The organism is Micromonospora sp. WMMD737, assembly GCF_049179055.1.
GTDB lineage: Bacteria > Actinomycetota > Actinomycetes > Mycobacteriales > Micromonosporaceae > Micromonospora > Micromonospora reichwaldensis.
In genome coordinates, this window is record NZ_JBMHMH010000001.1 from 6,542,126 (window position 1) to 6,564,112 (window position 21,987).

23 protein-coding genes are annotated in these 21,987 nt (G+C 75.1%); 14 read left to right on the plus strand and 9 right to left on the minus strand.

Going from position 1 to position 21,987, the window contains the following annotated elements; translation table 11 throughout:
* Nucleotides 1-23: 23 nt before the first annotated feature.
* From ACN27A_RS28990 to cofC, 3 genes are all read right to left on the minus strand, one after another.
* Nucleotides 24-2,165: an RNA degradosome polyphosphate kinase gene (locus ACN27A_RS28990; RefSeq protein ID WP_421458647.1), complete on the minus strand. Its 2,142-nt coding sequence runs from the start codon at nucleotides 2,163-2,165 to the stop codon at nucleotides 24-26.
* A gap of 317 nt (nucleotides 2,166-2,482) precedes the next feature.
* Nucleotides 2,483-2,680, minus strand: a complete 198-nt coding sequence (locus tag ACN27A_RS28995) for a cold-shock protein (protein ID WP_192581542.1) — start codon at nucleotides 2,678-2,680, stop codon at nucleotides 2,483-2,485.
* A 20-nt stretch (nucleotides 2,681-2,700) separates the two neighbouring features.
* The gene (cofC, locus tag ACN27A_RS29000) at nucleotides 2,701-3,336 is read right to left on the minus strand and encodes a 2-phospho-L-lactate guanylyltransferase (RefSeq protein ID WP_421457733.1); all 636 of its coding nucleotides are present in this window, start codon (nucleotides 3,334-3,336) and stop codon (nucleotides 2,701-2,703) included.
* 127 nt (nucleotides 3,337-3,463) lie between these two features.
* Between cofC and ACN27A_RS29005 the strand changes: the two genes are divergently transcribed.
* The 5 genes from ACN27A_RS29005 (at nucleotide 3,464) to ACN27A_RS29025 (ending at nucleotide 8,266) form a co-directional block, all read left to right on the plus strand.
* A complete protein-coding gene (locus tag ACN27A_RS29005; protein ID WP_421457734.1) occupies nucleotides 3,464-4,198 on the plus strand; it encodes a lysophospholipid acyltransferase family protein in 735 nt (244 codons plus the stop codon).
* Nucleotides 4,195-5,193, plus strand: a complete 999-nt coding sequence (locus tag ACN27A_RS29010) for an NAD(P)H-dependent glycerol-3-phosphate dehydrogenase (protein ID WP_421457735.1) — start codon at nucleotides 4,195-4,197, stop codon at nucleotides 5,191-5,193. The genes ACN27A_RS29005 and ACN27A_RS29010 overlap by 4 nt, the downstream gene beginning before the upstream one ends.
* Entirely contained in the window at nucleotides 5,190-6,311 is a 1,122-nt protein-coding gene (locus tag ACN27A_RS29015) for a cystathionine gamma-lyase (protein ID WP_358117262.1), read from the plus strand. Before ACN27A_RS29010 ends, ACN27A_RS29015 begins: the two co-directional genes overlap by 4 nt.
* Nucleotides 6,312-6,339: 28 nt before the next feature.
* Complete coding sequence (locus ACN27A_RS29020; protein ID WP_421457736.1) at nucleotides 6,340-7,131, plus strand: putative protein N(5)-glutamine methyltransferase; 792 nt, start codon at nucleotides 6,340-6,342, stop codon at nucleotides 7,129-7,131.
* An 82-nt stretch (nucleotides 7,132-7,213) separates the two neighbouring features.
* A complete protein-coding gene (locus ACN27A_RS29025; RefSeq protein ID WP_421457737.1) occupies nucleotides 7,214-8,266 on the plus strand; it encodes an ROK family protein in 1,053 nt (350 codons plus the stop codon).
* Nucleotides 8,267-8,501: 235 nt separating this feature from the next.
* On the opposite strand, the gene ACN27A_RS29030 is transcribed toward ACN27A_RS29025, so the two are convergent.
* Both ACN27A_RS29030 and ACN27A_RS29035 read right to left on the minus strand, forming a co-directional pair.
* Nucleotides 8,502-8,702, minus strand: a complete 201-nt coding sequence (locus ACN27A_RS29030) for a DUF397 domain-containing protein (protein ID WP_121396135.1) — start codon at nucleotides 8,700-8,702, stop codon at nucleotides 8,502-8,504.
* Between the two features lie 4 nt (nucleotides 8,703-8,706).
* Nucleotides 8,707-9,552 carry a helix-turn-helix domain-containing protein gene (locus ACN27A_RS29035; protein ID WP_121396134.1) on the minus strand — a complete coding sequence of 282 codons (846 nt, stop codon included), beginning with the start codon at nucleotides 9,550-9,552 and terminating at the stop codon, nucleotides 8,707-8,709.
* A gap of 279 nt (nucleotides 9,553-9,831) precedes the next feature.
* Here ACN27A_RS29035 and ACN27A_RS29040 point away from each other — a divergent pair, with 279 nt between their 5' ends.
* Nucleotides 9,832-10,050, plus strand: coding sequence for a hypothetical protein (locus tag ACN27A_RS29040; RefSeq protein WP_121396133.1), 219 nt, complete (start codon nucleotides 9,832-9,834; stop codon nucleotides 10,048-10,050).
* Between the two features lie 115 nt (nucleotides 10,051-10,165).
* Here the strand turns inward: ACN27A_RS29040 and ACN27A_RS29045 are convergent, their stop codons facing one another.
* Nucleotides 10,166-11,449 carry an ATP-binding protein gene (locus ACN27A_RS29045; RefSeq protein ID WP_421457738.1) on the minus strand — a complete coding sequence of 428 codons (1,284 nt, stop codon included), beginning with the start codon at nucleotides 11,447-11,449 and terminating at the stop codon, nucleotides 10,166-10,168.
* A 196-nt stretch (nucleotides 11,450-11,645) separates the two neighbouring features.
* Here ACN27A_RS29045 and ACN27A_RS29050 point away from each other — a divergent pair, with 196 nt between their 5' ends.
* Nucleotides 11,646-12,752: a D-alanine--D-alanine ligase family protein gene (locus ACN27A_RS29050; RefSeq protein WP_421457739.1), complete on the plus strand. Its 1,107-nt coding sequence runs from the start codon at nucleotides 11,646-11,648 to the stop codon at nucleotides 12,750-12,752.
* Between the two features lie 93 nt (nucleotides 12,753-12,845).
* On the opposite strand, the gene ACN27A_RS29055 is transcribed toward ACN27A_RS29050, so the two are convergent.
* Nucleotides 12,846-13,490: a DUF3515 family protein gene (locus ACN27A_RS29055; protein ID WP_421457740.1), complete on the minus strand. Its 645-nt coding sequence runs from the start codon at nucleotides 13,488-13,490 to the stop codon at nucleotides 12,846-12,848.
* Nucleotides 13,491-13,724: an Lrp/AsnC ligand binding domain-containing protein gene (locus ACN27A_RS29060; RefSeq protein ID WP_089001579.1), complete on the minus strand. Its 234-nt coding sequence runs from the start codon at nucleotides 13,722-13,724 to the stop codon at nucleotides 13,491-13,493.
* 125 nt (nucleotides 13,725-13,849) lie between these two features.
* Between ACN27A_RS29060 and ACN27A_RS29065 the strand changes: the two genes are divergently transcribed.
* The gene (locus ACN27A_RS29065) at nucleotides 13,850-14,788 is read left to right on the plus strand and encodes a thiamine-phosphate kinase (protein WP_357579399.1); all 939 of its coding nucleotides are present in this window, start codon (nucleotides 13,850-13,852) and stop codon (nucleotides 14,786-14,788) included.
* A 29-nt stretch (nucleotides 14,789-14,817) separates the two neighbouring features.
* Complete coding sequence (locus ACN27A_RS29070) at nucleotides 14,818-15,285, plus strand: GNAT family N-acetyltransferase (RefSeq protein WP_357579398.1); 468 nt, start codon at nucleotides 14,818-14,820, stop codon at nucleotides 15,283-15,285.
* Between the two features lie 191 nt (nucleotides 15,286-15,476).
* On the opposite strand, the gene rpmB is transcribed toward ACN27A_RS29070, so the two are convergent.
* On the minus strand, nucleotides 15,477-15,668 hold the full coding sequence (gene rpmB / locus ACN27A_RS29075) for a 50S ribosomal protein L28 (protein ID WP_011905179.1): 192 nt from the start codon (nucleotides 15,666-15,668) through the stop codon (nucleotides 15,477-15,479).
* Between the two features lie 294 nt (nucleotides 15,669-15,962).
* Here rpmB and ACN27A_RS29080 point away from each other — a divergent pair, with 294 nt between their 5' ends.
* From ACN27A_RS29080 to coaD, 5 genes are all read left to right on the plus strand, one after another.
* Nucleotides 15,963-17,582 (plus strand): DAK2 domain-containing protein, encoded by a 1,620-nt coding sequence (locus ACN27A_RS29080; RefSeq protein ID WP_421457741.1) that lies wholly within the window; start codon nucleotides 15,963-15,965, stop codon nucleotides 17,580-17,582.
* Nucleotides 17,579-19,780, plus strand: coding sequence for an ATP-dependent DNA helicase RecG (gene recG / locus ACN27A_RS29085; RefSeq protein WP_421457742.1), 2,202 nt, complete (start codon nucleotides 17,579-17,581; stop codon nucleotides 19,778-19,780). The genes ACN27A_RS29080 and recG overlap by 4 nt, the downstream gene beginning before the upstream one ends.
* Before the next feature lie 15 nt (nucleotides 19,781-19,795).
* Nucleotides 19,796-20,737, plus strand: coding sequence for a serine hydrolase domain-containing protein (locus tag ACN27A_RS29090; RefSeq protein WP_421457743.1), 942 nt, complete (start codon nucleotides 19,796-19,798; stop codon nucleotides 20,735-20,737).
* Between the two features lie 148 nt (nucleotides 20,738-20,885).
* A complete protein-coding gene (rsmD, locus tag ACN27A_RS29095; RefSeq protein WP_421457744.1) occupies nucleotides 20,886-21,449 on the plus strand; it encodes a 16S rRNA (guanine(966)-N(2))-methyltransferase RsmD in 564 nt (187 codons plus the stop codon).
* A complete protein-coding gene (coaD, locus tag ACN27A_RS29100; protein WP_132232638.1) occupies nucleotides 21,446-21,934 on the plus strand; it encodes a pantetheine-phosphate adenylyltransferase in 489 nt (162 codons plus the stop codon). The genes rsmD and coaD overlap by 4 nt, the downstream gene beginning before the upstream one ends.
* Nucleotides 21,935-21,987: the final 53 nt, after the last annotated feature.

Here is a 21,987-nt window from a genome sequence, read left to right on the forward strand (position 1 = left end):
AGGTCAGCCTATGCGGGTACCGGTCAGCCCGCCGTGCCACCGACGCGACGCAGCAGCAACTCCTGGAGGTGGACCCGCGGTTCATCGGCCGTGCCGGTACGCCGGCTCCAGGTGCCGTCCGCCGCCAGCTCGAACGCGTCCACGTCGGGGCTCATCGCGGCGGTCAGCACGTGGTCCAGCTCGGCCCGGGCGACGGGGTCGCTCACCCGCACCAGCGCCTCGACCCGGCGGTCCAGGTTGCGGTGCATCAGGTCGGCCGAGCCCATCCAGAACTCGGCGTCGCCGTCGTTGCCGAACCGGAAGATCCGGGAGTGCTCCAGGAACCGGCCCAGGATCGAGCGGACCCGGATGTTCTCCGACAGGCCGGGCACCCCCGGGCGCAGCGTGCACATGCCCCTGATCACCAGGTCCACGTGGACCCCCGCCCGGGAGGCCCGGTAGAGCGCGTCCGTGATCTTCTCGTCGACAAGCGAGTTCACCTTGATCTGCACGAGGCCGGGCATGCCCAGCCGGACGTGCGCGATCTCCCGCTCGATGCGTTCGATGAGGCCGCTGCGGATGCCCTGCGGCGCCACCAGCAGCCGGCGGTACGCGGTCTGCCGGCTGTAGCCGGTGAGGACGTTGAACAGGTCGGTCAGGTCGGCCCCGATCTCCGGGTCGGCGGTGAGCATGCCGAAGTCCTCGTAGAGCCGGGCGGTCTTCGGGTGGTAGTTGCCGGTGCCGATGTGGCAGTAGCGGCGGATCTGGTTGCCCTCCTGGCGTACCACCAGGGCGGTCTTGCAGTGCGTCTTGAGCCCGACCAGGCCGTAGACGACGTGGCAGCCGGCGCGCTCCAGCTTGCGCGCCCAGCCGATGTTGGCCACCTCGTCGAAGCGCGCCTTCAGCTCGACCAGCACCACCACCTGCTTGCCGGCGGCCGCCGCGTCGACGAGCGCGTCCACGATCGGGGAGTCGCCGCTGGTGCGGTAGAGGGTCTGCTTGATGGCCAGCACGTCCGGGTCCGCGGCGGCCTGCTCGATGAAGCGCTGCACGCTGGTGGCGAACGAGTGGTACGGGTGGTGGACCAGGATGTCGCCGTCGCGCAGGGTCGCGAAGACGCTGCGCGGCACCTCGCCCTCGGTGAGGCGCGGGTGGGTGGCCGGCACGAACGGCGGATCCTTCAGGTCCGGGCGGTCGGCCTCGTCGTAGAGCTGCCAGAGCGCGGAGAGGTCGAGCAGGCCGGGCACCCGCAGCACCTCCTGGTCGTGCATGTCCAGCTCGCGGACGAGCAGCTCCAGCACGTGGTCGGAGACCGAGGCGGCCACCTCCAGCCGCACGGGCGGGCCGAACCGGCGCCGGGCCAGTTCCCGTTCCAGGGCCTGGAGCAGGTCCTCGTCGCGGTCCTCGTCGACCTCCACCTCGGCGTTGCGGGTGACCCGGAACAGGTGGCACTCGACCACCTGCATGCCGGAGAAGAGCTGCCCCAGGTGCACCGAGATCAGGTCCTCCACCGGCAGCATCCGCACGCCCGGCAGGTCGCGGTGCACCCGGACGAAGCGGGGCACGTTGTTCGGCACCTTGACCCGGGCGAAGAACTCCGAGCCGCCGTCCGGGTCGCGGACCGCCACCGCGAGGTTGAGCGACCGCCCGGAGATGTACGGGAAGGGATGCGCCGGGTCCACCGCCAGTGGGGTCAGCACCGGGAAGATCTGCTCCCGGAAGTACGCGCGCAGCCGTTCCCGCTCGGGGTCGTCCAGGTCGGCCCAGCGCAGGATCCGGATGTCCTCGGCGGCCAGCTTCGGCAGCACCTCGTCGGTGAAGCAGGCCGAGTGCCGGGCCACCAGCGTCGCGGCCTTCCCGGCGACCAGCTCCAGCTGGGTGCGCAGCGGCATCCGGTCCCCGCCGCGTACCGGCAGGCCGGCCTGGAGCCGGCGCTTCAGCCCGGCGACCCGCACCATGTAGAACTCGTCGAGGTTGCTGGCGAAGATGGCCAGGAACTTGGCCCGTTCCAGCAGCGGCGTGCGCGGGTCCTCGGCGAGCGCCAGCACCCGGGCGTTGAAGTCGAGCCAGGAGAGTTCCCGGTTGAGGAAGCGGTCCTCCGGCAGCGGCTGCGCCGCGGGGGGCTCGTCGACGAGGTCGGGCGCCGGCGCCTCGACGGGCGGCGCCGCGTCCAGCACCTCCTCCAGCCCGGCGGAGGCGGCCGCACCGTCGGCACCGGCGGCGTCGGCCGAACCGGTCGCGGCGGACGCTCCGCCCGGGGTCGCGGCGGACGCCTCGCCGGGGGTCGCCGCGGGCGCCTCGCCGGGGGACGCAGCCGGCGTCGCCTCCGGAGTCGCGGCGGTCGGGTCAACGTGGAAGCGGCCGTCGGCACCCCGGGACCGGGTGCCGTTGCGGGGGGCGGCCGGGTCGGTGGACGGGCGGCTGGCGCGGGGCTTGCGAGGGGTGCTCACCTGCCCATAATCTCCCGGATGCGGTTAACGCAAAATGAACTTCGACCAGCCGCTCAGGCCATCGTCGGCAATGTCACCCGGACCACCGCGCCGGTGTCGTCGGTCTCGACGCGCAACCGCTGGCCGAGGCGGAGCAGGCGCAGTCCGGAGGCGTCGAACGCCCGGGCCGGGAAGGCCAGCTCGGTGCCGTCGTCGAGGAGCAGCGTCCCGCTGCGGGTCGCCGCGTCGTAGGTGGCCACCGTGCCCTGCATGACCCGCACGCTACACGCCCTCAGGCCGGGCAGGAGGCGGCGGCCAACGCGGCCGTGCGGGGCCCCAGCCCGAGCCGGGCCGCTGCGGCCAGGTCGGCGGCGGTGTCCACGTCCCGGCGCAGGCTCGGCCAGTCCCCGGTGAGGGTGAGCGCCCCGCTCGCGGCGTGCGCGGCGGCCGAGCCGACCCCGAAGCGGGGATCCATGGCCACGCCCGGCGGCGCGGCCAGCAGCACGGTGCCCTGGCCGGGGGCGTCGGCCACGTACCCGCGTACGCCCGGGGGCGCGGCCTGGGCCGCCCGCAGCGCCGCCGCCAGCTCGGCCGGGCGCAACGCGGGCAGGTCGGCGGTGAGCCCGGCCACCCAGCCGCCGCCCGCGACCGACGCGCCGTGCCGGAAGGCGGCGTTCAGCCCGGCGCCGGGGGCGTCGGGCAGCGCCCGGGCGCCGGCGCGGCGGGCGGCCTCGGCCACCCGGGCGTCGTCGGTGACGACCAGCACCCCCGCCACCGCCGGGCAGGCCCGCACCGCGGCGACCGTGTCGGCGGCCAGGGCCAGCGCCAGTTCCTCGTGCGGTACGGCCGGCAGCGCCCCCCGCAGCCGGCTCTTCGCGGCGGCCAGGCGCTTCACGGGCACCACCACGGTCCACCTCGGCTGACTCACACCGCCATCCTGCCAGCCGTCCGGCGGTACCCTCTCTGGCCGGACCCGGGTCGAGCAGGCATGATTTCCGCTGCGGGCGTCACCGGGTGCGGATCCGGTGCGGGGCGGGGCGGCACGAGGAGGCGCGGTGACACGGCGGAGGCTGGGGTTCTGGCAATGGTTCGCCGTGGTGCTGGTCAAGCCGGTGATGACCGTCTGGACCCGGCGCACCTGGCGCGGCATGGAGCACCTGCGCGGCGACGGCGGCGTGATCATCGTGCCGAACCACATCTCGCACGCCGACCCGCTCGTCGCGGCCCACTTCGTCTACGACTCCGGCCGTTGGCCGCAGTTCCTCGGCAAGGCCAGCGTGTTCCGGGTCCCGGTGATCGGCTGGATCCTGCACCGGTGCCGGCAGATCCCGGTCGAGCGCAACACCGTGGACGCGGTGCGGTCGCTGGACCACCTCGTCGCCGCGCTCGACCAGGGCGGCGCGGTGGTGATCTACCCGGAGGGCACCATCACCCGCGAACCGGAGCTGTGGCCGATGAAGGGCAAGACCGGCGCCGCCCGCCTCGCGCTCGCCACCGGGGCGCCGGTGGTCCCGCTCGTCATGTGGGGCCCGGAGCGGATCTTCGACCCGCGCCGGTCCCGACTGGACCCGCGCCCCCGGATCCCGGTGACCGTGGTCGCCGGACCCCCCGTCGACCTGGGCCGGTGGGCCGGGTCGACCCCGACGAAGGCCGTCCTCGAGGAGATGACCGACACCATCATGCTGCGCCTTCGTGACATGCTCACCGAGATCCGGGGCGGCACCCCGCCACCACTGTGGGAACGGACGGCGCGCCCCGCCGTCGATCGGCGGCCGGGGGCGGCGGCGTGAGCGGGCACGTCGCGGTCCTGGGTGCCGGCTCGTGGGGCACCGCGTTCGCCAAGATCCTCGCCGACGCCGGGCGGGACGTCACCGTCTGGGCCCGCCGCCGGGCGGTCGCCGACACGATCCGGGCCGAGCGGCGCAACCCGGAGTACCTGCCGGACGTGCTGCTGCCGTCGCGGGTCACGGCGACGGGCGACGCCGCCGAGGCGATCACCGGGGCCGAGCAGGTGGTGCTGGCCGTACCGTCGCAGACGCTGCGCGGCAACCTGGCCGAGTGGACCGCGCACCTGCACCCGGACGCCACCCTGGTCTCGCTGATGAAGGGCATCGAGCTCGGCACCACCAGGCGGATGAGCGAGGTGATCGTGGAGACCGCCGGGGTGGCGGCGGACCGGGTGGTGGTGGTCTCCGGCCCCAACCTGGCCCCGGAGATCGCCGCCGAGCAGCCCGCCGCCACCGTGGTCGCCTGCACCGATCAGGACCGGGCCACGCAGGTGCAGCGCTCCATCACCACGCCCTACTTCCGCCCGTACACCAACGACGACGTGATCGGCTGCGAGCTGGGCGGCGCGGTGAAGAACGTGATCGCCCTGGCGTACGGCATCGCCGTGGCGATGGGGTTCGGCGACAACACCCGGGCCATGCTCGTCACCCGGGGACTGGCCGAGACGGCCCGGCTCGGGGTGGCCCTGGGTGCCGACCCGCTCACCTTCGCCGGCCTGGCGGGGATGGGCGACCTCGTCGCCTCCTGCTCGTCGCCGCTGGCCCGCAACCGCACCTTCGGCGAGCACCTGGGCCGGGGCGCGACCCTGGAGGAGGCCCGCGTCGCCACCCGGCAGACCGCCGAGGGCGTCAAGAGCGCGCTGGCCCTGCGCGACCTGGCCCGGGCGCACGCGGTGGAGATGCCGATCACCGAGCAGGTCGAGCTGGTCTGCCACGAGGGGATGGACCCCCGGCTCGCCGTCGAGGCGCTGATGAGCCGCACCACCAAGCCGGAGTGAGCGACGTGACCGAGCACCACGACGGCACCCGCTGCGTCCGCGCCGGCCTGCCCGAGCCGGCTCCCGGCCAGCCGTTCCTGCCCGGGCCGGTGTTCGCCGCGCCGTACCACCTGGACCCGTGGGCGGGGCCGGCGGCGGCGCCCGACGGCTACGGCCGGCCGGACAACCCCACCCGGCGGCTGCTGGAGGCGGCGGTCGGGGAGCTGGAGGGGGGCGACTGCCGGGTCTTCGCCAGCGGGCAGGCCGCGATCACCGGGCTGCTGCTGACGCTGCTGCGGCCGGGGGACACGGTGGTGCTCCCGTCGGACGGGTACTTCGCCGTCCGGGCCTTCGCCGCCGACACGCTGGAGGGCATCGGCGTACGGGTGCTCCTCGCCCCGACCGCCGGCCCGCACCCGGCCTTCGACGGCGTACGCCTGGTGCTGCTGGAGACCCCGGCCAACCCGGGCCTGGACGTCGCCGACGTGGCGGCGCTGGCCGCCCGGGCGCACGCCGCCGGCGCCCTGGTGGCGGTCGACAACACCACGGCGACGCCGCTCGGGCAGCGCCCGCTCGACCTGGGCGCCGACGTCGTGGTGGCCTCCGGGACGAAGGCCCTGACGGGGCACTCCGACCTGCTGCTGGGCTACGTCGCGACCCGCTCGCCCGAGCTGCGGGACGCGGTCACCGCCTGGCGGAACGTCACCGGGGCCGTGCCGGGCGCGTTCGACGCCTGGCTCGCGCACCGGTCGCTGGCCACCCTCGACCTGCGGCTGGCCCGGCAGACCGCGAACGCGCAGGCCCTCGCCGGGCTGCTCGCGGGGCGCGACGACGTGACCGGGCTGCGCTGGCCGGGGCTGCCCGGCGACCCGGCCCACCCGGTGGCGTCGGTCCAGATGCGACGGATCCCCGGGGTGCTCTGCTTCGACCTCGGCGACGCCGGGCGGGTGGCGCGGTTCCTCGACGCGGCCCGGCTGGTGGCCGCGGCCACCTCCTTCGGCGGCCTGCACACCACCGCCGACCGGCGGGCACAGTGGGGCGACGACACTCCGCCCGGCTTCGTCCGGCTCTCCTGCGGGGTCGAGGACGCCGTCGACCTGGTCGCCGACGTGACCGCCGCACTGGACGCCAGCCGCTGAGCACCGGACACCGGCCCGGAGGCGCCCCGTGACCGTCTTCTCCTTCCGCCCCGACCGGCCCGCCCTCGTGCACCGGCTGCGCGCCGCCGGCTGCGTCTACGCCGAGGACGAGGCGGAGCTGCTGATCGCCGCCGCCGACTCGGCCGAGGCGCTGGCCGGCCTGGTCGACCGCCGGGTCGCCGGGCTGCCGCTGGAGTACGTGCTCGGCTGGGCCGAGTTCTGCGGCGAGCGGATCGCCGTCGACCCCGGCGTGTTCGTGCCGCGTGCGCGTACCGCCCTGCTGGTCGACGTCGCCGTCGCGGTGACCGGCCCGGCGGCGGCCGTGGTGGACCTGTGCTGCGGCTCCGGCGCCACCACCGTGGCGCTGGCCCGCCGGCTCGCGCCGCGCTGGCTGGCCGCCGCCGACGTGGACCCCGCCGCCGTCGCCTGCGCCCGGCGCAACCTGGCCCCGCTGGCCGTGCCGGTCTACGAGGGCGACCTGTACGACCCGCTGCCGGCCCGCTGGCGGGGCCGGCTGGACCTGGTGCTGGCCAACGCCCCCTACGTGCCGACGGCGGCGGTGGCGCTGATGCCGCCGGAGGCCCGGCTGCACGAGGCGCCGGTGGCCCTCGACGGCGGGCCGGACGGCCTGGCGGTGCTGCGCCGCGTCGCCGAGGGCGCGGCGCGCTGGCTGGCCCCGGGCGGGCACCTGGTGGTCGAGACGGGGGAGGCGCAGGTGGAGGCGCTCCGCGCGGCGCTGACCGCCGTGGGCCTGCACCCCACGGTGACCCGGGACGACGACCGGGACGCCACCGCCGTCTCGGCCCGCCGCCCGGGCTGACCCTCGTCCGTCGCCGCGGCCTGGCGGGGGCGGGGAAGGGGAACTAGCCTCACGGCAGGCGTGGCGGCGGAAGGCGGTTGTCGTGGGTGGTGCGGACGTGCCGGTGGTCGTCGGGCTCGACAACGGGGGGACCAGCAACAACGCCACGGTGCTCACCGTGGACGGCCGGTTCCTGGTGGACGGCCTGGTGGAGAACCCGAGCGAGGTACGCGCCGGCCCGGCGGCGGCGATCGAGGCGCTGGCCCGCGCGTTCGACGGGGTGCTGGCGCTGACCGGGGTGCCCCGCACGTCGGTGCGCGCGGTCGGGCTGGACACGCCCGGGCCGGCGAGCGCCACCGGGGTGATCTCCTCCCGCGGGTCGACCAACTTCTCCCAGCCGGCCTGGCGCGGCTACGACGTGCGGACGGCCCTGGAACGGCGGCTCGGCCTGCCGGTGCTCTACCACAACGACGGCAACGCCGCCGCGCTCTACGCCCACCACGCGCACTTCGGCGCGGAGGCGATGCGCCGCTCGTCGGTGTCGGCCATCGTCGGCACGGGGCTGGGCGGCGGTGTGGTCGAGGCGGGCCGGGTGGTCGCCGGGGCGGCCGGGATGGCCGGCGAACTGGGCCACGTGCACATTCCGCTGACCGGGCTGCTCGCGCCGGACCAGCCGGTGCCCACGTGCGCCTGCGGCTTCGCCGGGGACGCCGAGAGCGTCGCCTCGCTGACCGCCATCGGGCGGAACCTGCTGCCGTACTGGCTGGGACGGTTTCCGGACCATCCGCTGGCCGCCGAGCCGCCGGAGCGGGCGGCGAAGCTGGTCCGGGGCTACGGCGAGCGCGGCGACGCGTTGGCCCGGGAGGTGTTCACCCAGCAGGCGATGGCGCTGGGGCGACTCTTCACCGTGGCGGCCAACTTCACCGATCCGCACGCGTACTTCGTCGGGGGTGGGGTGGTGGAGGCGGCCCCGGAGTTCCGGGACTGGTTCCTCGCGACGGTGCGGGAGCACACGGTGCTGCGGGAGGAGCAGGCCGCGTCGGCCACCTTCGCCCTGGTGCCCGAGCGGGACATGGCAGGCGCCCGGGGCGTGGCCATCGCGGCGCTGGAGGCGCTGCGCGCCGGCCCCGCGCCCCACCCGGTCGTCGCGGGCTGACCCGCACGCCTCTCCGCCGGGCTGACCCGCCCGGTCGTCGCGGGCTGACCGCCCGTCTCCCCGCCGGGAGGGGGCGCTCCGCCGCCTTCGGTGGCGAGGCGGTGCGGCCGGTCGTCGCCCGTCGGATCCGACCCCGCCGGGCGACGGCCCCACCGGCTCCCATCGGTGGGACCGCCGCCGGCGGGGCGCCGGCGCGACGGGTCAGCGGGCGCGCCGGCGCCCCCGGAGGGAGGGGTCAGTGTCCGGGCGGCGCCCCGACGAAGGCGGCCCAGGCGGCCGGCGGGAAGAGCAGCGCGGGGCCGGACGGGTCCTTGGAGTCGCGGACGGCGACCGTGCCCGGGACCACCGCCATCTCCACGCACGCCCCCTCGTCGCCGCTGCGGCTGCTCTTGCGCCACCGCGCCACGGCCAGCGCCGCGCTGATCGTCGGTGTCATGGTCCTACCGTCCCTTCAGGAGTTGGAGGAGCTGGTCGCGGCTGTCCGCCGGGCTGAGCGCGACGGTCCGCAGGTGCTCCATGATCTTGGTGCAGGTACGCAGGTCGCCCGGCCGGTCGAGGACCATCTGCCCGGCCACCGTCTCGACCGAGGCGATGATCGGGTCCTCCGGGTCTGCGAACTCCAGGATGTGCAGCGAGCCCCGGGTGCCCCGGTGGTAGCCGGCGGCGAGCGGGATCACCTGGACCGTGATGTTGGGCAGCTCGCCCATCTTGACCAGGTGGTGCAGCTGCGACTCCATCACCGACCGGTCGCCGACGGGCCGCAGCAGCGCGCCCTCGTCGATGATGGCGTCCAGGATCGGCGGCTGGTCACTGATGAGCCGCTGCTGCCGGTCGAGCCGGAACTGGACCCGCTGCTCCACCTCGTCGTCGCGCAGGGTGTGCGGGCCGCCGCGCATCACTCCCCGGACGTAGTCGGCGGTCTGCAACAGCCCCGGCACCACCGAGGGCTCGAAGTTGGCGATGCCGGTGGCCTCGGCCTCCAGCGCGATGAAGTCGATGGTGCGCCGGTCGAGCAGGTGTGAGTACGACACCCACCAGCCGGGCTTGCGCGCGTCCTTGGCGAGCTGCACGGCGGCGGCCACCTCGTCGGCACCGACCCCGTAGAGGGTGAGCAGGGCGCGCACGGTGGCGGGGCTGACCAGCGTCTGCGCGTTCTCGTAGCGGGACAGGGTGCTGCGGGTGCTGCTGATCTCGTCCGCCGCCGCCTCCAGCGTGAGGCCGGCGGCTTCCCGGTGGGTGCGCAGCGCGATGCCCAGTCGCCGGGCACGGGCGGTCTTCGGAGCCATGCATCGATCGTCGCACATCTTCTCGGGAACGTGTAGATGAGAGAACGCCGATGAGAGTTGCATTCATGGCTGTGGACATGCCAATCTGTCATCGCGTCCTCACTGCCGGTTGTCGTGGCGACGGCGGTGGTGAGCGACCGGAGGGGAAGGGGCGCGCGGCGATCGGGTTTCTCCCCCGTACCCGATCGCCGCGTGCCACGCCCCGTGGCCCGTCAGCCGGAAGGGACCCGACGTGCGTACTGCCCGACAGGCCCGCGCCGACCGCCCCGGCGGGCACCGATGACGCGGTTCCTGGTGGTGCTCACCGACGTGCGGCCGGCCGAGGGCGCCGGACGCGACGAACGCAACTGCCCCGAGCGCCGCCGTCAGGTGGTCGGGGCGAGCAGCCGCGAGGCGGCGGACCGGATCGCGGGCGCGTTCATGGCGCTGGGCATGGTGCGGGCCGGCCGGCAGCGGGTCAAGGTGATCGCCATCGGCCGGCGGCACGCGCGCGGCTGACGCCGCCGAGGACGGTGCGGTCGCGGGAGGCGGCCCCGCCGGGTGGGAGGGCCGCCCGGCAGGCGGCCCGGCCCGGCGGGAGGCGCGGCCCGGCGCCCCGCCGGGCCGTCCGGCGTCACAGCATCCGGCGCCGCTTCAGGTAGGCGACCAGGTCGTCGTAGACGCCCCCCTCGTTGGCGAACATCGCCACGTTGCGGGCGGTGGCCATCCACGGCTTCGTCGACGGCCGGACCTCCTTGACCGCCCGCTCCAGGTCCCGGTGCTCGATCATCCGCACCTCGCCGGTGCGTACCGAGTCGGCCATCGCGAACTCGGCGGCCGTCTCGCAGAGGTGGGCCAGGTCGGCGCCCGAGTAGTCCTCGGTGGCCGCCACGATCTTCCGCAGGTCGATCCCCGCGATCGGCCGCTCCCGCAGGTGGTACTCCAGGATGGCGCGGCGCGCCTCGGCGTCCGGCGGCAGCACCAGCACCACCCGGTCGAGCCGTCCGGGACGGCGCAGCGCCGGGTCGACGTCCCACGGGGTGTTGGTGGCGGCCAGCACGAAGACCCCCTCGTTGCTGCCCTCCATCCCGTCCAGCTCCGCCAGCAGCTGGTTGCCCAGCGTCCGCATCGAACTGGAGCCGACCTGCGAGCGCTTGTGCCCCAGCGCGTCGACCTCGTCCAGGAAGAGCACGCAGGGCGCGTTGCGGCGGGCCGCCTGGAACAGCTCGTGCAGGTTGCGCTCCGAGTTGCCCATCCACATGTCGAGCACGTCCACGATGGACAGCGAGATGAACTTCGCGCCCATCTCCCCGGCGACCGCCCGGGCCAGGAACGTCTTGCCGCAGCCGGGCGGGCCGTAGAGCATCAGGCCGCCGCGGAGGCTCTTGCCGTACATCCTGCGCAGCTCCGGGTTGCGCAACGGGCCGAGGAAGGCCAGCTCCAGCCGCTCCTTGACCGCCGACATGCCGCCCACGTCGGCCAGCCGGATGCCGGAGGACTCCACGTCGTACACCCGGTCGGAGTGGCCGGTGACCGGCTCCGGCTCGTCGCCGGCGCGGGCGAACCGTGGCGGCACCACGTCGGCCAGTTCCTGCTCGTAGGCGGCGAGGGGATCCTGGTCGGCGGTCGCGGCGGAACCGCCGGGCCCGGCCGGTGCCGGGCGCTGCGCCGGCGGTCGCGGGTCCGCCGGGGGCGGCGTCGGCGGCGGGGGTACGGAGCCGCCCAGCGCCCGCTGCATCAGCGCCTGCGCCTGGCCGTTGCCCGGATCCCGGGCGAGGGCCTGCCCGACCTGCGCGATCGCCTCCCCGGCCCGGCCGGCGTCCAGCAGCAGCGCGGCGAGGTGCAGGCGCAGCGGCAGGTCGTCGGGGCGGGCGTCCAGGGCCGCCGTCAGGGACTCGATGAGGGGATCAGCGCTCATAGGACGTGCAGCGTAGTGGGCGCCCCGTGCCGTCACCGTCCCCGTACGGGCAGTTACGGAACGTATATCCTTTGTTGACCGGTTGCTGCGGCGGTCCGGCTGTCCCCGGGTATCGGCATCCGGCGCCCGCCACGCACAGTAAGGTCAACCGGGTGAGCGCCACGACCGGAGCAGTCGCGTACGAAGAGGTGACGCAGTGACCACCCCAGGCAGGACCCGCGTGGCGATCGTGTTCGGCGGCCGCAGCCCGGAGCACGGCATCTCCTGCGTCAGCGCCGGCAGCGTCCTCGGCGCCCTCGACCCGGACGAGTTCGAGGTGGTGCCGGTGGGCATCACCCGGGCCGGCCAGTGGGTGCTGACCAGCGGCGACCCCGGCCAGTTGGCGATCGACGCGCGCCGGCTGCCGGAGATCACCGCCGAGTCCGGCACCGACATCGTGCTGCGCGCCGACCCGACCGGCAACGGGCTCATGGTGCTCGACCCGACCGAGGGTCCCCGGGCGCTCGCCGACGTCGACGTGGTCTTCCCGGTGCTGCACGGCGCGTACGGCGAGGACGGCACCATCCAGGGCATGCTGGAGATGGCCGGCATCCCGTACGTCGGGGCGAACGTCTTCGCCTCCGCCGCCGCCATGGACAAGGAGTTCACCAAGAAGCTCTGCGCCGCCGAGGGCATCCCGGTGGGCCCGTACGCGGTGCTGCGCAACGGGATGACGCTGAGCGAGGCGGACAAGGAGCGGCTCGGCCTGCCGGTCTTCGTGAAGCCCTCCCGGGCCGGTTCGTCGTTCGGCATCAGCAAGGTCGACGACTGGGCCGACCTCGACGCGGCGGTCGCCACCGCCCGGCAGATCGACCCGAAGGTGCTCGTCGAGGGTGCGGTCGTCGGGCGCGAGATCGAGTGCGGCGTGCTGGAGGGCGAGGCCGGCGGCGCGCCGGAGGCGTCCGTGCTGGCCGAGGTCCGGGTGGTCGGGGACTACGACTTCTACGACTTCGAGGCGAAGTACATCGACTCCGAGTCCGCCTGCGAGTACGACATCCCCGCCGGCCTGCCGGAGCGGGTGACCCGCCAGGTCCGGGAGTACGCCACCCGCGCCTTCACCGCGCTCGACTGCGCGGGCCTGGCCCGGGTCGACTTCTTCGTCACCCCGGAGCTGGACGTCTACCTCAACGAGATCAACACCATGCCGGGCTTCACCCCGACCTCGATGTTCCCGCGCATGTGGGCGGCGTCCGGGCTGGAGTACCCGAAGCTGGTCAACCGCCTCATCCGCACCGCCCTGCACCGCGGCGTCGGCCTGCACTGAGGTGTGAGGAAGGGCACCTTCCTGACGCCTGGTGCACAGGAAGGTGCCCTTCCTGACCGTTGCCCGTCCACGCGGGACGGGACGGGGCGGGCGTCAGGTCCGGCAGCCGCTCGGGGTGTCGGCGACGGAGGGCACCGAGGCCACGATCGTGTCCGAGACGGGGGCGACCCACTGCAACCCCTGCCCGTAGAAGTGCGGCACGCGGACCGTGACGGCGGTCTCCCGGTCCATGGTGGTGAGCACGGTGGCGTCGCGTTCCTCGCTGGCGTACCAGCAGACCCGGTTGACCGTCCAGACGTGGTCGGTGTCGTCGACGGCCGGCTTGGCCCCGCCGCAGGCGACGGTGACCGCCGGGTCGCCGTACGCGGCGTTCTGCTCCGGGCCGGCCGTGACCGGGCGCTGGGCGAGGTCGTTGACCGTGGGCGGCAGCTGGGAGAGCAGGGCGCGGCAGACCGTGGCGGGCCGTTCGGCCAGCGCCGGCGCGGCCATCTCGACCGGGGCGGTGGAGCGCGGTCCGGCGCTCGTGGCGGTCGCGCTCGGCGTGGCGGCCGGCTCGGCCCGCTCGTCGGGGGAGAGTTGGGCGAACGCGAACGCGCCCACCAGCACGGTGACCGGCAGCGCGATAAGCGTGGCGATCAGCGCCGCGCCGCGCGTCGTGCGGTCGCGGGTCGGCCGGTCGGGGGCCACCTCGTCCGGCTGGGCGGAATCGGTCACGGGAGAGTCAGTGATCTTGTCCACTTACAGGCGCACCACCGAACACGTGAGGGTGCGGGTGATGCCGGGCACCATCTGCACCTTGCTGACGATGAGTTTGCCGAGCTCGTCGACGGTGTTCGCCTCGGTGAGCACGACCACGTCGTACGGCCCGGTGACGGCGTCGACGCGTACCACGCCGGCAAGGTCCGAGATGAGACCGGCCACGTCACGCGCCCGGCCGACCTCGGTCTGGATGAGGATGTACGCCTGTACCACGACTCGACCTCCGTCCGTCGCCGCTCTGGAGCGGCCCGAAGGGAGAAAGTACCTTACGGACCTGGTCTGATCCCTATCGGTGGTCAAGGAGAAGCGGTGAGCGAGCAGCACGGCGGAGGAGCGGCATGAGTGTCGCGGGGATCGGCGAGTTCGGCCTGATCGACCGGGTGACCGCCCGGTTGTCGTACGGATCGACGGTACTGCTGGGCCCGGGGGACGACGCGGCGGTGGTGGCCGCCCCGGACGGCCGGGTCGCGGCCTCGACCGACGTGCTGGTGGAGGGGCGGCACTTCCGGCGGGACTGGTCCAGCGCGCGTGACGTCGGCCACCGGGCGGCGGCGGCGAACCTGGCCGACATCGCCGCGATGGGGGCGCAGCCGACCGCGCTGCTGGTGGCGCTCTGCATGCCGCCCGAGCTGGATCCCGGGTGGGCCGAGGAACTCGCCGACGGGCTGGCCGCCGAGGCGGCGAAGGTCGGCGCGAGCGTGGTGGGCGGGGACATGTCGGGCAGCCCGACGCTGACCATCGCGGTCACGGCCCTCGGCGACCTGGGCGGCCGGCCGCCGGTGACGCGCTCCGGCGCGCGGCCCGGTGACGTGCTGGCCCTGGCCGGCCGCATCGGGTACGCGGCGGCCGGGCTGACCGTGCTCTCCCGGGGCTTCCGTACGCCCCGGCTGCTGGTGGAGGCCTGCCGGCGGCCCGAGGTGCCGTACGCGGCGGGGCCGCACGCCGCCCGGCTCGGCGCCACCGCCATGATCGATGTGTCGGACGGGCTGCTCGCCGACGTCGGGCACGTGGCGAAGGCGAGCGGGGTCGCCGTGGACGTGCGCCGGGACGCCTTCGAGGTGCCCCGGCAGATGCGCGACGCCGCCCAGGCACTCGGCGTCGACCCGTACTCCTGGCTCCTCGCCGGGGGCGAGGACCACGCGCTGGCCGCGACCTTCCCGTCGGCGGTGGCGCTGCCGGCGGACTGGCGGCCGATCGGGCGGGTGACGGAGGGCTCGGGTGTCACGGTCGACGGGCAGCCGTACGACGGACCCGCTGGCTGGGACCACTTCCGGTAAGGGCCGACAGGCGTCGTACCCTTTACTCCGTGAGTGAGATCGAGATTCGGGCCGAGCGCTTCGACTCGCCGGTGGCGCAGGGGCTGATCCGCGCCGCGCTGGCCGACCTGGGAGCCCGGTACGGCGGCAGCGGCGACGAGACCCCGGTCGACCCGGGCGAGTTCGTGCCGCCCGCCGGCGCCTTCCTCGTCGCCCACCTCGGCGGCGAGCCGGTCGGCTGCGGCGGCTGGCGCAGCCACGGTGACGAGGGCGACACCGCCGAGCTGAAGCGGATGTACACCGCGCCGGCGGCCCGGGGCCGGGGCGTGGCCCGGGCGGTGCTGGCGGCGGTGGAGCGCTCCGCGCGGGAACACGGGCGCAAGCGGATCGTCCTGGAGTGCGGCGACAAGCAGCCGGAGGCCATCGCCATGTACACGGCGGCCGGCTACGAGCGCATCCCGAACTTCGGCTTCTACCGCGACGCCCCGGGCTGCATCTCCTTCGCCCGCACGCTCTGACCCGCCTCGCGCGTGCCCTGACCCGTCCCGCGCGCCTTGAGCCGCCTCGCGCCGGGGGCCGTCCGGCCCCCGGCACCGGCGCGCCACATGCGCGGGCGGGCGTCGGAGGCGGGGAGTCGCCGGACACGACAGAGCCGGCGGACCACAAGGGCCCGCCGGCAATGACGAGTGTGAAACTGGGGCCTACCGCGTCAGGCGCGGGTGACCTTGCCCGCCTTGATGCAGGAGGTGCAGACCTTCAACTTCTTGGTGTTGCCGCCACCGGCCGGGGTACGCACCGACTGGATGTTCGGGTTCCAGCGGCGGTTGGTCCGCCGGTGCGAGTGGGACACGTTGTGGCCGAAGCCCGGTCCCTTGCCACAGACGTCGCACACGCTAGCCACGGGATACTCCTGGGATTGAAACGTTCATGAGGTCGCCGCCAGGCGCAGCCCGGGCAACCTGGCCAGGTTACCCGATGACCCGGGGCCCGACCAACCGGCCCCGGACGCCGGCCCAGGGTGGGGGGCGTGACCGCGCGACGCGGTCCCGGTTCGCCCGGCCCGCACCCGCCCCCCGCGACATCGCCGCACGGGGGACACGCCACGACGATAGTGGGTGTCGCGCGGCTGCCGGACACGCCGGGGGAGTCGCGTGGACCCCGGCGCGTGTCGGTGCGCGCCAGTAGGCTTCTCGCCGTGCTGGACACCCTCGACGCCGCCGCGGTCCGCCGTTGGTGCGCGGGCGGGCTGGTCGCGCTCAAGCGCCACCAGGGCGAGATCGACGACCTGAACGTCTACCCGGTGCCCGACGGCGACACCGGCACCAACATGGTGCTCACCCTCACCTCGGCCCAGCAGGCGCTCGCGATGGACCTCGGCACCCTCCCGGAGGACGGGCCCACCGCGCACGGGCACGCGTTGCGGCTGATGGCCCGGGGCGCGCTGCTGGGCGCCCGGGGCAACTCGGGGGTGATCCTGTCGCAGATCCTGCGCGGCTTCGCCGACGCCGTCGCCGCCGCGCCCGCCGTGCGGGGGCGCGAGCTGGCCGCCGCCCTGCGCGACGGCACCGCCGCCGCCTACGCCGCGGTCGCCCGCCCGGTCGAGGGCACGCTGCTCAGCGTCGTCGCCGCGGCGGCGCACGCCGCCGAGCGGGCCGACAGCGACGACCTGCGGGCGGTCGTCCGGGCGGCGGCGGGCGGGGCTGCGCACGCCCTGGCGCGCACCCCAGAGCAGCTTCCGGCGCTGGCCCGGGCCGGCGTCGTGGACGCCGGCGGCCGGGGCCTGTGCCTGCTGCTCGACGCCCTGGTCGAGGTCGTGACCGGCGAGAGCCCCGAGCGTCCCGCGCCCGCGCCGCGCCCGGTCCGCCCGCCGGCCACCGCCGTGCGCGAGACCGGTTCCGAGGAGTACGCGTACGAGGTGCAGTTCCTGCTCGACGCCGGGCCGGAGGCGGTGGCCCGGCTGCGGGACGAGCTGGCGGCCCTGGGCGACTCGCTGGTGGTCGTCGGCGACGGCAACGCCGGCACGGGCACCTGGAACGTGCACGTGCATGTCAACGACGTGGGCGCGGCCATCGAGGCGGGCGTGGTGGCGGGCCGGCCGCACCGCATCTCGGTGACCCGCTTCGCCGACCAGCTCGCACCGGTGTCGCCCCCCGAGGCGGCGGCGGACGGGCGGGCCGCCGTGGTGGTGGCCGCCGGCGCGGGCATCGCCGAGCTGTTCGCCGGCGAGGGCGCGACGGTGGTGCCCGGCAACCCGTCGATCGGCGAGCTGCTGGACGCGATCCGCGCCACCGGGGCGGCCCGCGTGGTGGTGCTGCCCAACGACCCCGACACACAGGCGGTGGCGAACGCCGCCGCCCGGGAGGCGCACGGGCTCGGCGTCAAGGTCAGCGTGGTGCCGACCCGCTCACCGGTGCAGGCGCTGGCCGCCCTCGCCGTACGCGACCCGAAGCGGCGCTTCGCCGACGACGTGATCGCGATGGCCGAGGCGGCCGGCGCGTGCCGCTACGCCGAGGTCTGCTACGCCCGCCGCGAGGCGCTGACCGTCGCCGGCCCCTGCCGTCCCGGCGACGTGCTGGCGCTGGTCGAGGGGGAGGTGCACCTGATCGGGTCCGACCTGACCGACACCTGTGCCGCCGTGGTCGACCGGATGCTCGGCGGCGGCGGTGAGCTGGTGACCCTGCTCTCGGGGGCGGACGCTCCCGACGGGCTGGCCGACGCGGTCCGCGAGCACGTCGGGCAGCGCTGGCCGTTCGTCGAGGTGCAGGCATATCCGGGCGGGCAGCCGCACTATCCGCTCCTGGTGGGGGTCGAATGACGTCCGAACCGGCGACGATGGACACGCCGCTGAAGAAGCTGGTCGGCGAGAAGACCGCGAAGGCCCTCGCCGGGCACCTCGACCTGCACACCGCAGGCGACCTGGTCTACCACTTCCCGCGCCGCTACGACGAGCGCGGCGAGCACACCGACATCCGGTCGCTCGACGTCGGCGAGCAGGCCACCGTGCTGGCCCAGGTGCAGCGCACCGCCGTACGCCCGATGCGCCAGCGCCGGGGCAACCTGCTGGAGGTGACGGTCGGCGACGGCTCGGGCGGCACCCTGACCCTGACCTTCTTCGGCAACCAGGCCTGGCGCGAGCGCGAGCTGCGTCCCGGCCGCTGGGGGCTCTTCGCCGGCAAGGTCACCGAGTTCCGGGGCAAGCGGCAGCTCAACGGCCCGGAGTACGTCCTGCTCGGGGAGGGCGGCGACGGCGAGGCGGCGGCCAACGAGGAGATCGAGGAGTTCGCGGGCGCGCTGATCCCGGTCTACCCGGCCGCCGCGGCGGTGCCCACCTGGGTGATCGCCCGCTGCGTCCGGGTGGTGCTGGACACGTTCACCGCGCCGGAGGATCCGCTGCCCGCGACCCTGCGGGCGAGCCGCAACCTGGGCGGCATCGACACGGCGCTGCGCGAGATCCACCGGCCGACCAGCAAGGAGGCGCTCTACCGGGCCCGGCACCGGCTCAAGTGGGATGAGGCCTTCGCCGTGCAGCTCACCCTGGTGCAGCGCAAGCACCGCGCCGCCGCCTCGCCGGCCCGGCCCCGCCCGGCGAAGCCCGGCGGCCTGCTCGACGCCTTCGACGCCCGGCTGCCCTACGAGCTGACGCCCGGCCAGCACGACGTGGGCGTGGAGATCGCGGCGGACCTGGCCACGGCCCACCCGATGCACCGGCTGCTCCAGGGCGAGGTCGGCTCCGGCAAGACGGTGGTCGCGCTGCGCGCGATGCTCCAGGTGGTCGACGCGGGCGGGCAGGCCGCGCTGCTGGCCCCGACCGAGGTGCTCGCCGCGCAGCACCACCGGGGCATCCTCGACCTGCTGGGGCCGCTCGGGCGGGCCGGCGAGCTGGGCGCGGCCGACGACGCCACCCGGGTCGAGCTGGTCACCGGCTCGCTGGGCGCGGCGGCCCGCCGGCGGGCGCTGGCCGAGGTCGCCAGCGGCGCCGCCGGCATCGTGCTCGGCACCCACGCCCTGCTCTACGAGGGCGTCGACTTCGCCGACCTCGGCCTGGTGGTGGTCGACGAGCAGCACCGCTTCGGCGTGGAGCAGCGCGACGCGCTGCGCGCCAAGGCCGAGCAGCCGCCGCACGTGCTGGTGATGACGGCCACCCCGATCCCGCGCACGGTGGCGATGACCGTCTACGGCGACCTGGAGACCTCCACGCTCTCCCAGCTGCCGCAGGGCCGCTCGCCGATCGCCTCGCACGTGGTCCCGGTCGCCGAGAAGCCGGCCTTCCTGGACCGGGCCTGGCGCCGGGTGCGCGAGGAGGTGGCCGCCGGGCACCAGGCGTACGTCGTCTGCCCGCGCATCGGGGAGGGGCCGGCGAGCGAGGAGGAGCCGCCATCGGAGGACGACAACGGGCGGCGTCCGCCGATGGCGGTCACCGAGGTGGCGCCGCTGCTCGCCGAGGGGCCGCTGCACGGCCTGCGCATCGGCGTGCTGCACGGCCGGCTGCCGGCCGACGAGAAGGACGCGGTGATGCGCTCCTTCGCGGCCGGCGACCTCGACGTGCTGGTCGCCACGACCGTGGTCGAGGTGGGCGTCAACGTGCCGAACGCGACCGTGATGATCGTGCTCGACGCCGACCGGTTCGGCGTCTCCCAGCTGCACCAGCTGCGCGGCCGGGTCGGCCGGGGCTCCGCCCCGGGGCTCTGCCTGCTGGTCACCGAGGCGCTGGAGGGCACGCCCGCGCGGGAGCGGCTCGACGCGGTGGCCTCCACCACCGACGGGTTCAAGCTCGCCGAGCTGGATCTGGAGCAGCGCCGGGAGGGCGACGTGCTGGGCGCCACCCAGTCGGGGCGCCGCTCGCACCTGCGGCTGCTGTCGCTGCTGCGCGACGCCGACCTGATCCGCGACGCCCGGGCCGAGGCGATCGCCCTGGTCGAGGAGGACCCGGAGCTGGCCCGGCATCCGGCGCTGGCCGCGTCGGCGGCGGCCCTGGTCGACGAGGAACGCGCCGAATACCTGGAGAAGGGCTGATCTAGGCTCCGAAGGATGTCGGCATCCTCATTAGACAGCGGCGTGCTCCTGCTGGCCCGAGGCGACGAGATCCTGACCGAACAGGTCGCCGGGGTGGCCGATCGGAGCACCGGTGTCGGCTGCGCTCCCGGGACCCGGTTCCAGATCGCCTCGATCAGCAAGCAGATGGCCGCCGCGGCGGTGCTGTTGCTCGCCGAGCGGGGTGCGCTGAGCCTGTCCGATCCGGTCGTGCGCTGGCTGCCCGGCCCGCCACCGGAGTGGTCCGGCATCACGCTGCACCATCTGCTCACCCACACCTCGGGCCTGGGCCACTGGGAGCAGTACCCGGCGGTCGGTCTCGCCGACCCGGCCGAGCCGGACGACCTGCTCCGCTCGTTCGCCGCGGTGCGGCCGCTGTTCCGGCCCGGAGCCGGGTGGCACTACAGCAGCCCCGGCTACGTGCTGTTGGCCCGGGCCGTCGAGCGCGCGGCCGACCGGCCGTACGCCGAGTTCCTCGCCGAGGAGGTCTTCGCGCCGCTGGGCATGACGGGCAGCTTCGCCGGTGCGGGCGACGGGCGGCCGGACGTGGCGGTCGGACACGAGGGCGGCCGTCCGGTGCCGTCCTGGGACCTGGCGACCGTGAGCATGGGCGCGGGTGACGTCTGGTGCACCGGGACGGACCTGCTCACCTGGCTCGACGTGCCGCGCCGGGGCCGGCTGCTCGCCCCGGCCTCGGTGACGGCGATGACCGCCCCACACGCGCCGACCGGCCGGCCCGGGGAGGCGTACGGCTACGGGTTCTTCGTCGGCCCGCTGGCCGGCAGGCGGGCGCTGCACCACTCGGGGGACAACGGCGGCTACAAGGCGTTCGCGGCCTGGTTGCCCGACTCGGACCAGCGGCTCGTGCTGCTGAGCAACCAGGCCGAGGTCGACCCGGCCACGGTCACGTCGGTGCTCGGTCCCCCCGAGGCGCGTTGATCGGGTGCGGACGCCGACCGGGCGGCGGACGCGTCCCCGGTGCGGGCCGGCGGGGCCGACAGGTCGTGGAGGGCCCGCTCGTCGCCTCGGGTGCTTCGTCCACCGGCCGGGCGGTCGCGTAGCGTCGGGGCATGGGCAGGGAGCGACGGTGACCCGGATCGTGGCCGGAACCCTTGGTGGGCGGCGGATCGCCGCGCCGCCCGGCGCGGGCACCCGGCCGACGTCGGACCGGGTGCGCGAGGCGCTGTTCAGCGCCGTGCAGGCCGAGGTCGACCTGGCCGGCGCCCGCTTCGCCGACCTCTACGCCGGCTCGGGGGCGGTCGGCCTTGAGGCCCTCTCCCGGGGGGCCGCGCACGTGCTGCTGGTGGAGTCCGACCCCCGGGCGGCCCGGGTGGTCCGGGAGAACGTGGCCACGTTGCGCGCCGCGCCGGCCGCCCGGCTGGTCACCGGCAAGGTCGCCACCGTGCTGGCGGCCGGCCCGGACGGCGACCCGTACGACGTGGTCTTCGCCGACCCGCCCTACGCGGTGCCGGACGCGGAGATCACGGCGATGCTCGTCGCGCTGGTCGACGGCGGCTGGCTGGCCCCGGACGCCCTGGTGGTGGTGGAGCGGTCCAGCCGCACGGGCCCCGTCGGGTGGGTGCAGGGCATCACCGGCGAGCGCAGCCGGCGCTACGGCGAGACGACCCTTTGGTACGGTCGCCGATCATGAGACGTGCGGTGTGTCCCGGCTCGTTCGATCCGGTCACCAACGGGCACCTCGACATCGTCGGCCGGGCGAGCCGGCTGTTCGACGAGGTGATCGTGGGCGTGCTGGTCAACCAGTCGAAGAGCGGCCTGTTCACCGTCGAGGAGCGGATCGACATGCTCCGCGAGGTGACCGCCTCCTACGACAACGTCCGGGTCGAGTCGTTCCGCGGCCTGCTTGTCGACTTCTGCCGGGCGCAGCAGGCGAGCGTGCTGATCAAGGGCCTGCGGGCGGTCAGCGACTTCGACTACGAGTTGCAGATGGCGCAGATGAACATCGGCCTGGCCGGCGTCGAGACCCTGTTCATGCCGACCAATCCGCTCTACTCGTTCCTCTCCTCCAGCCTGGTCAAGGACGTGGCGAAGTGGGGCGGCGACATCTCCGCCCACGTGCCCGACCGGGTCCGCGAGGAGTTGAGCGCCCGGCTCGTCCCGCCGTCGCGCGACTGACCGCCCGGGCCGCCACCCCCGCCGGCGCCGTGCCCGGTCGGGGGACGGCGCCG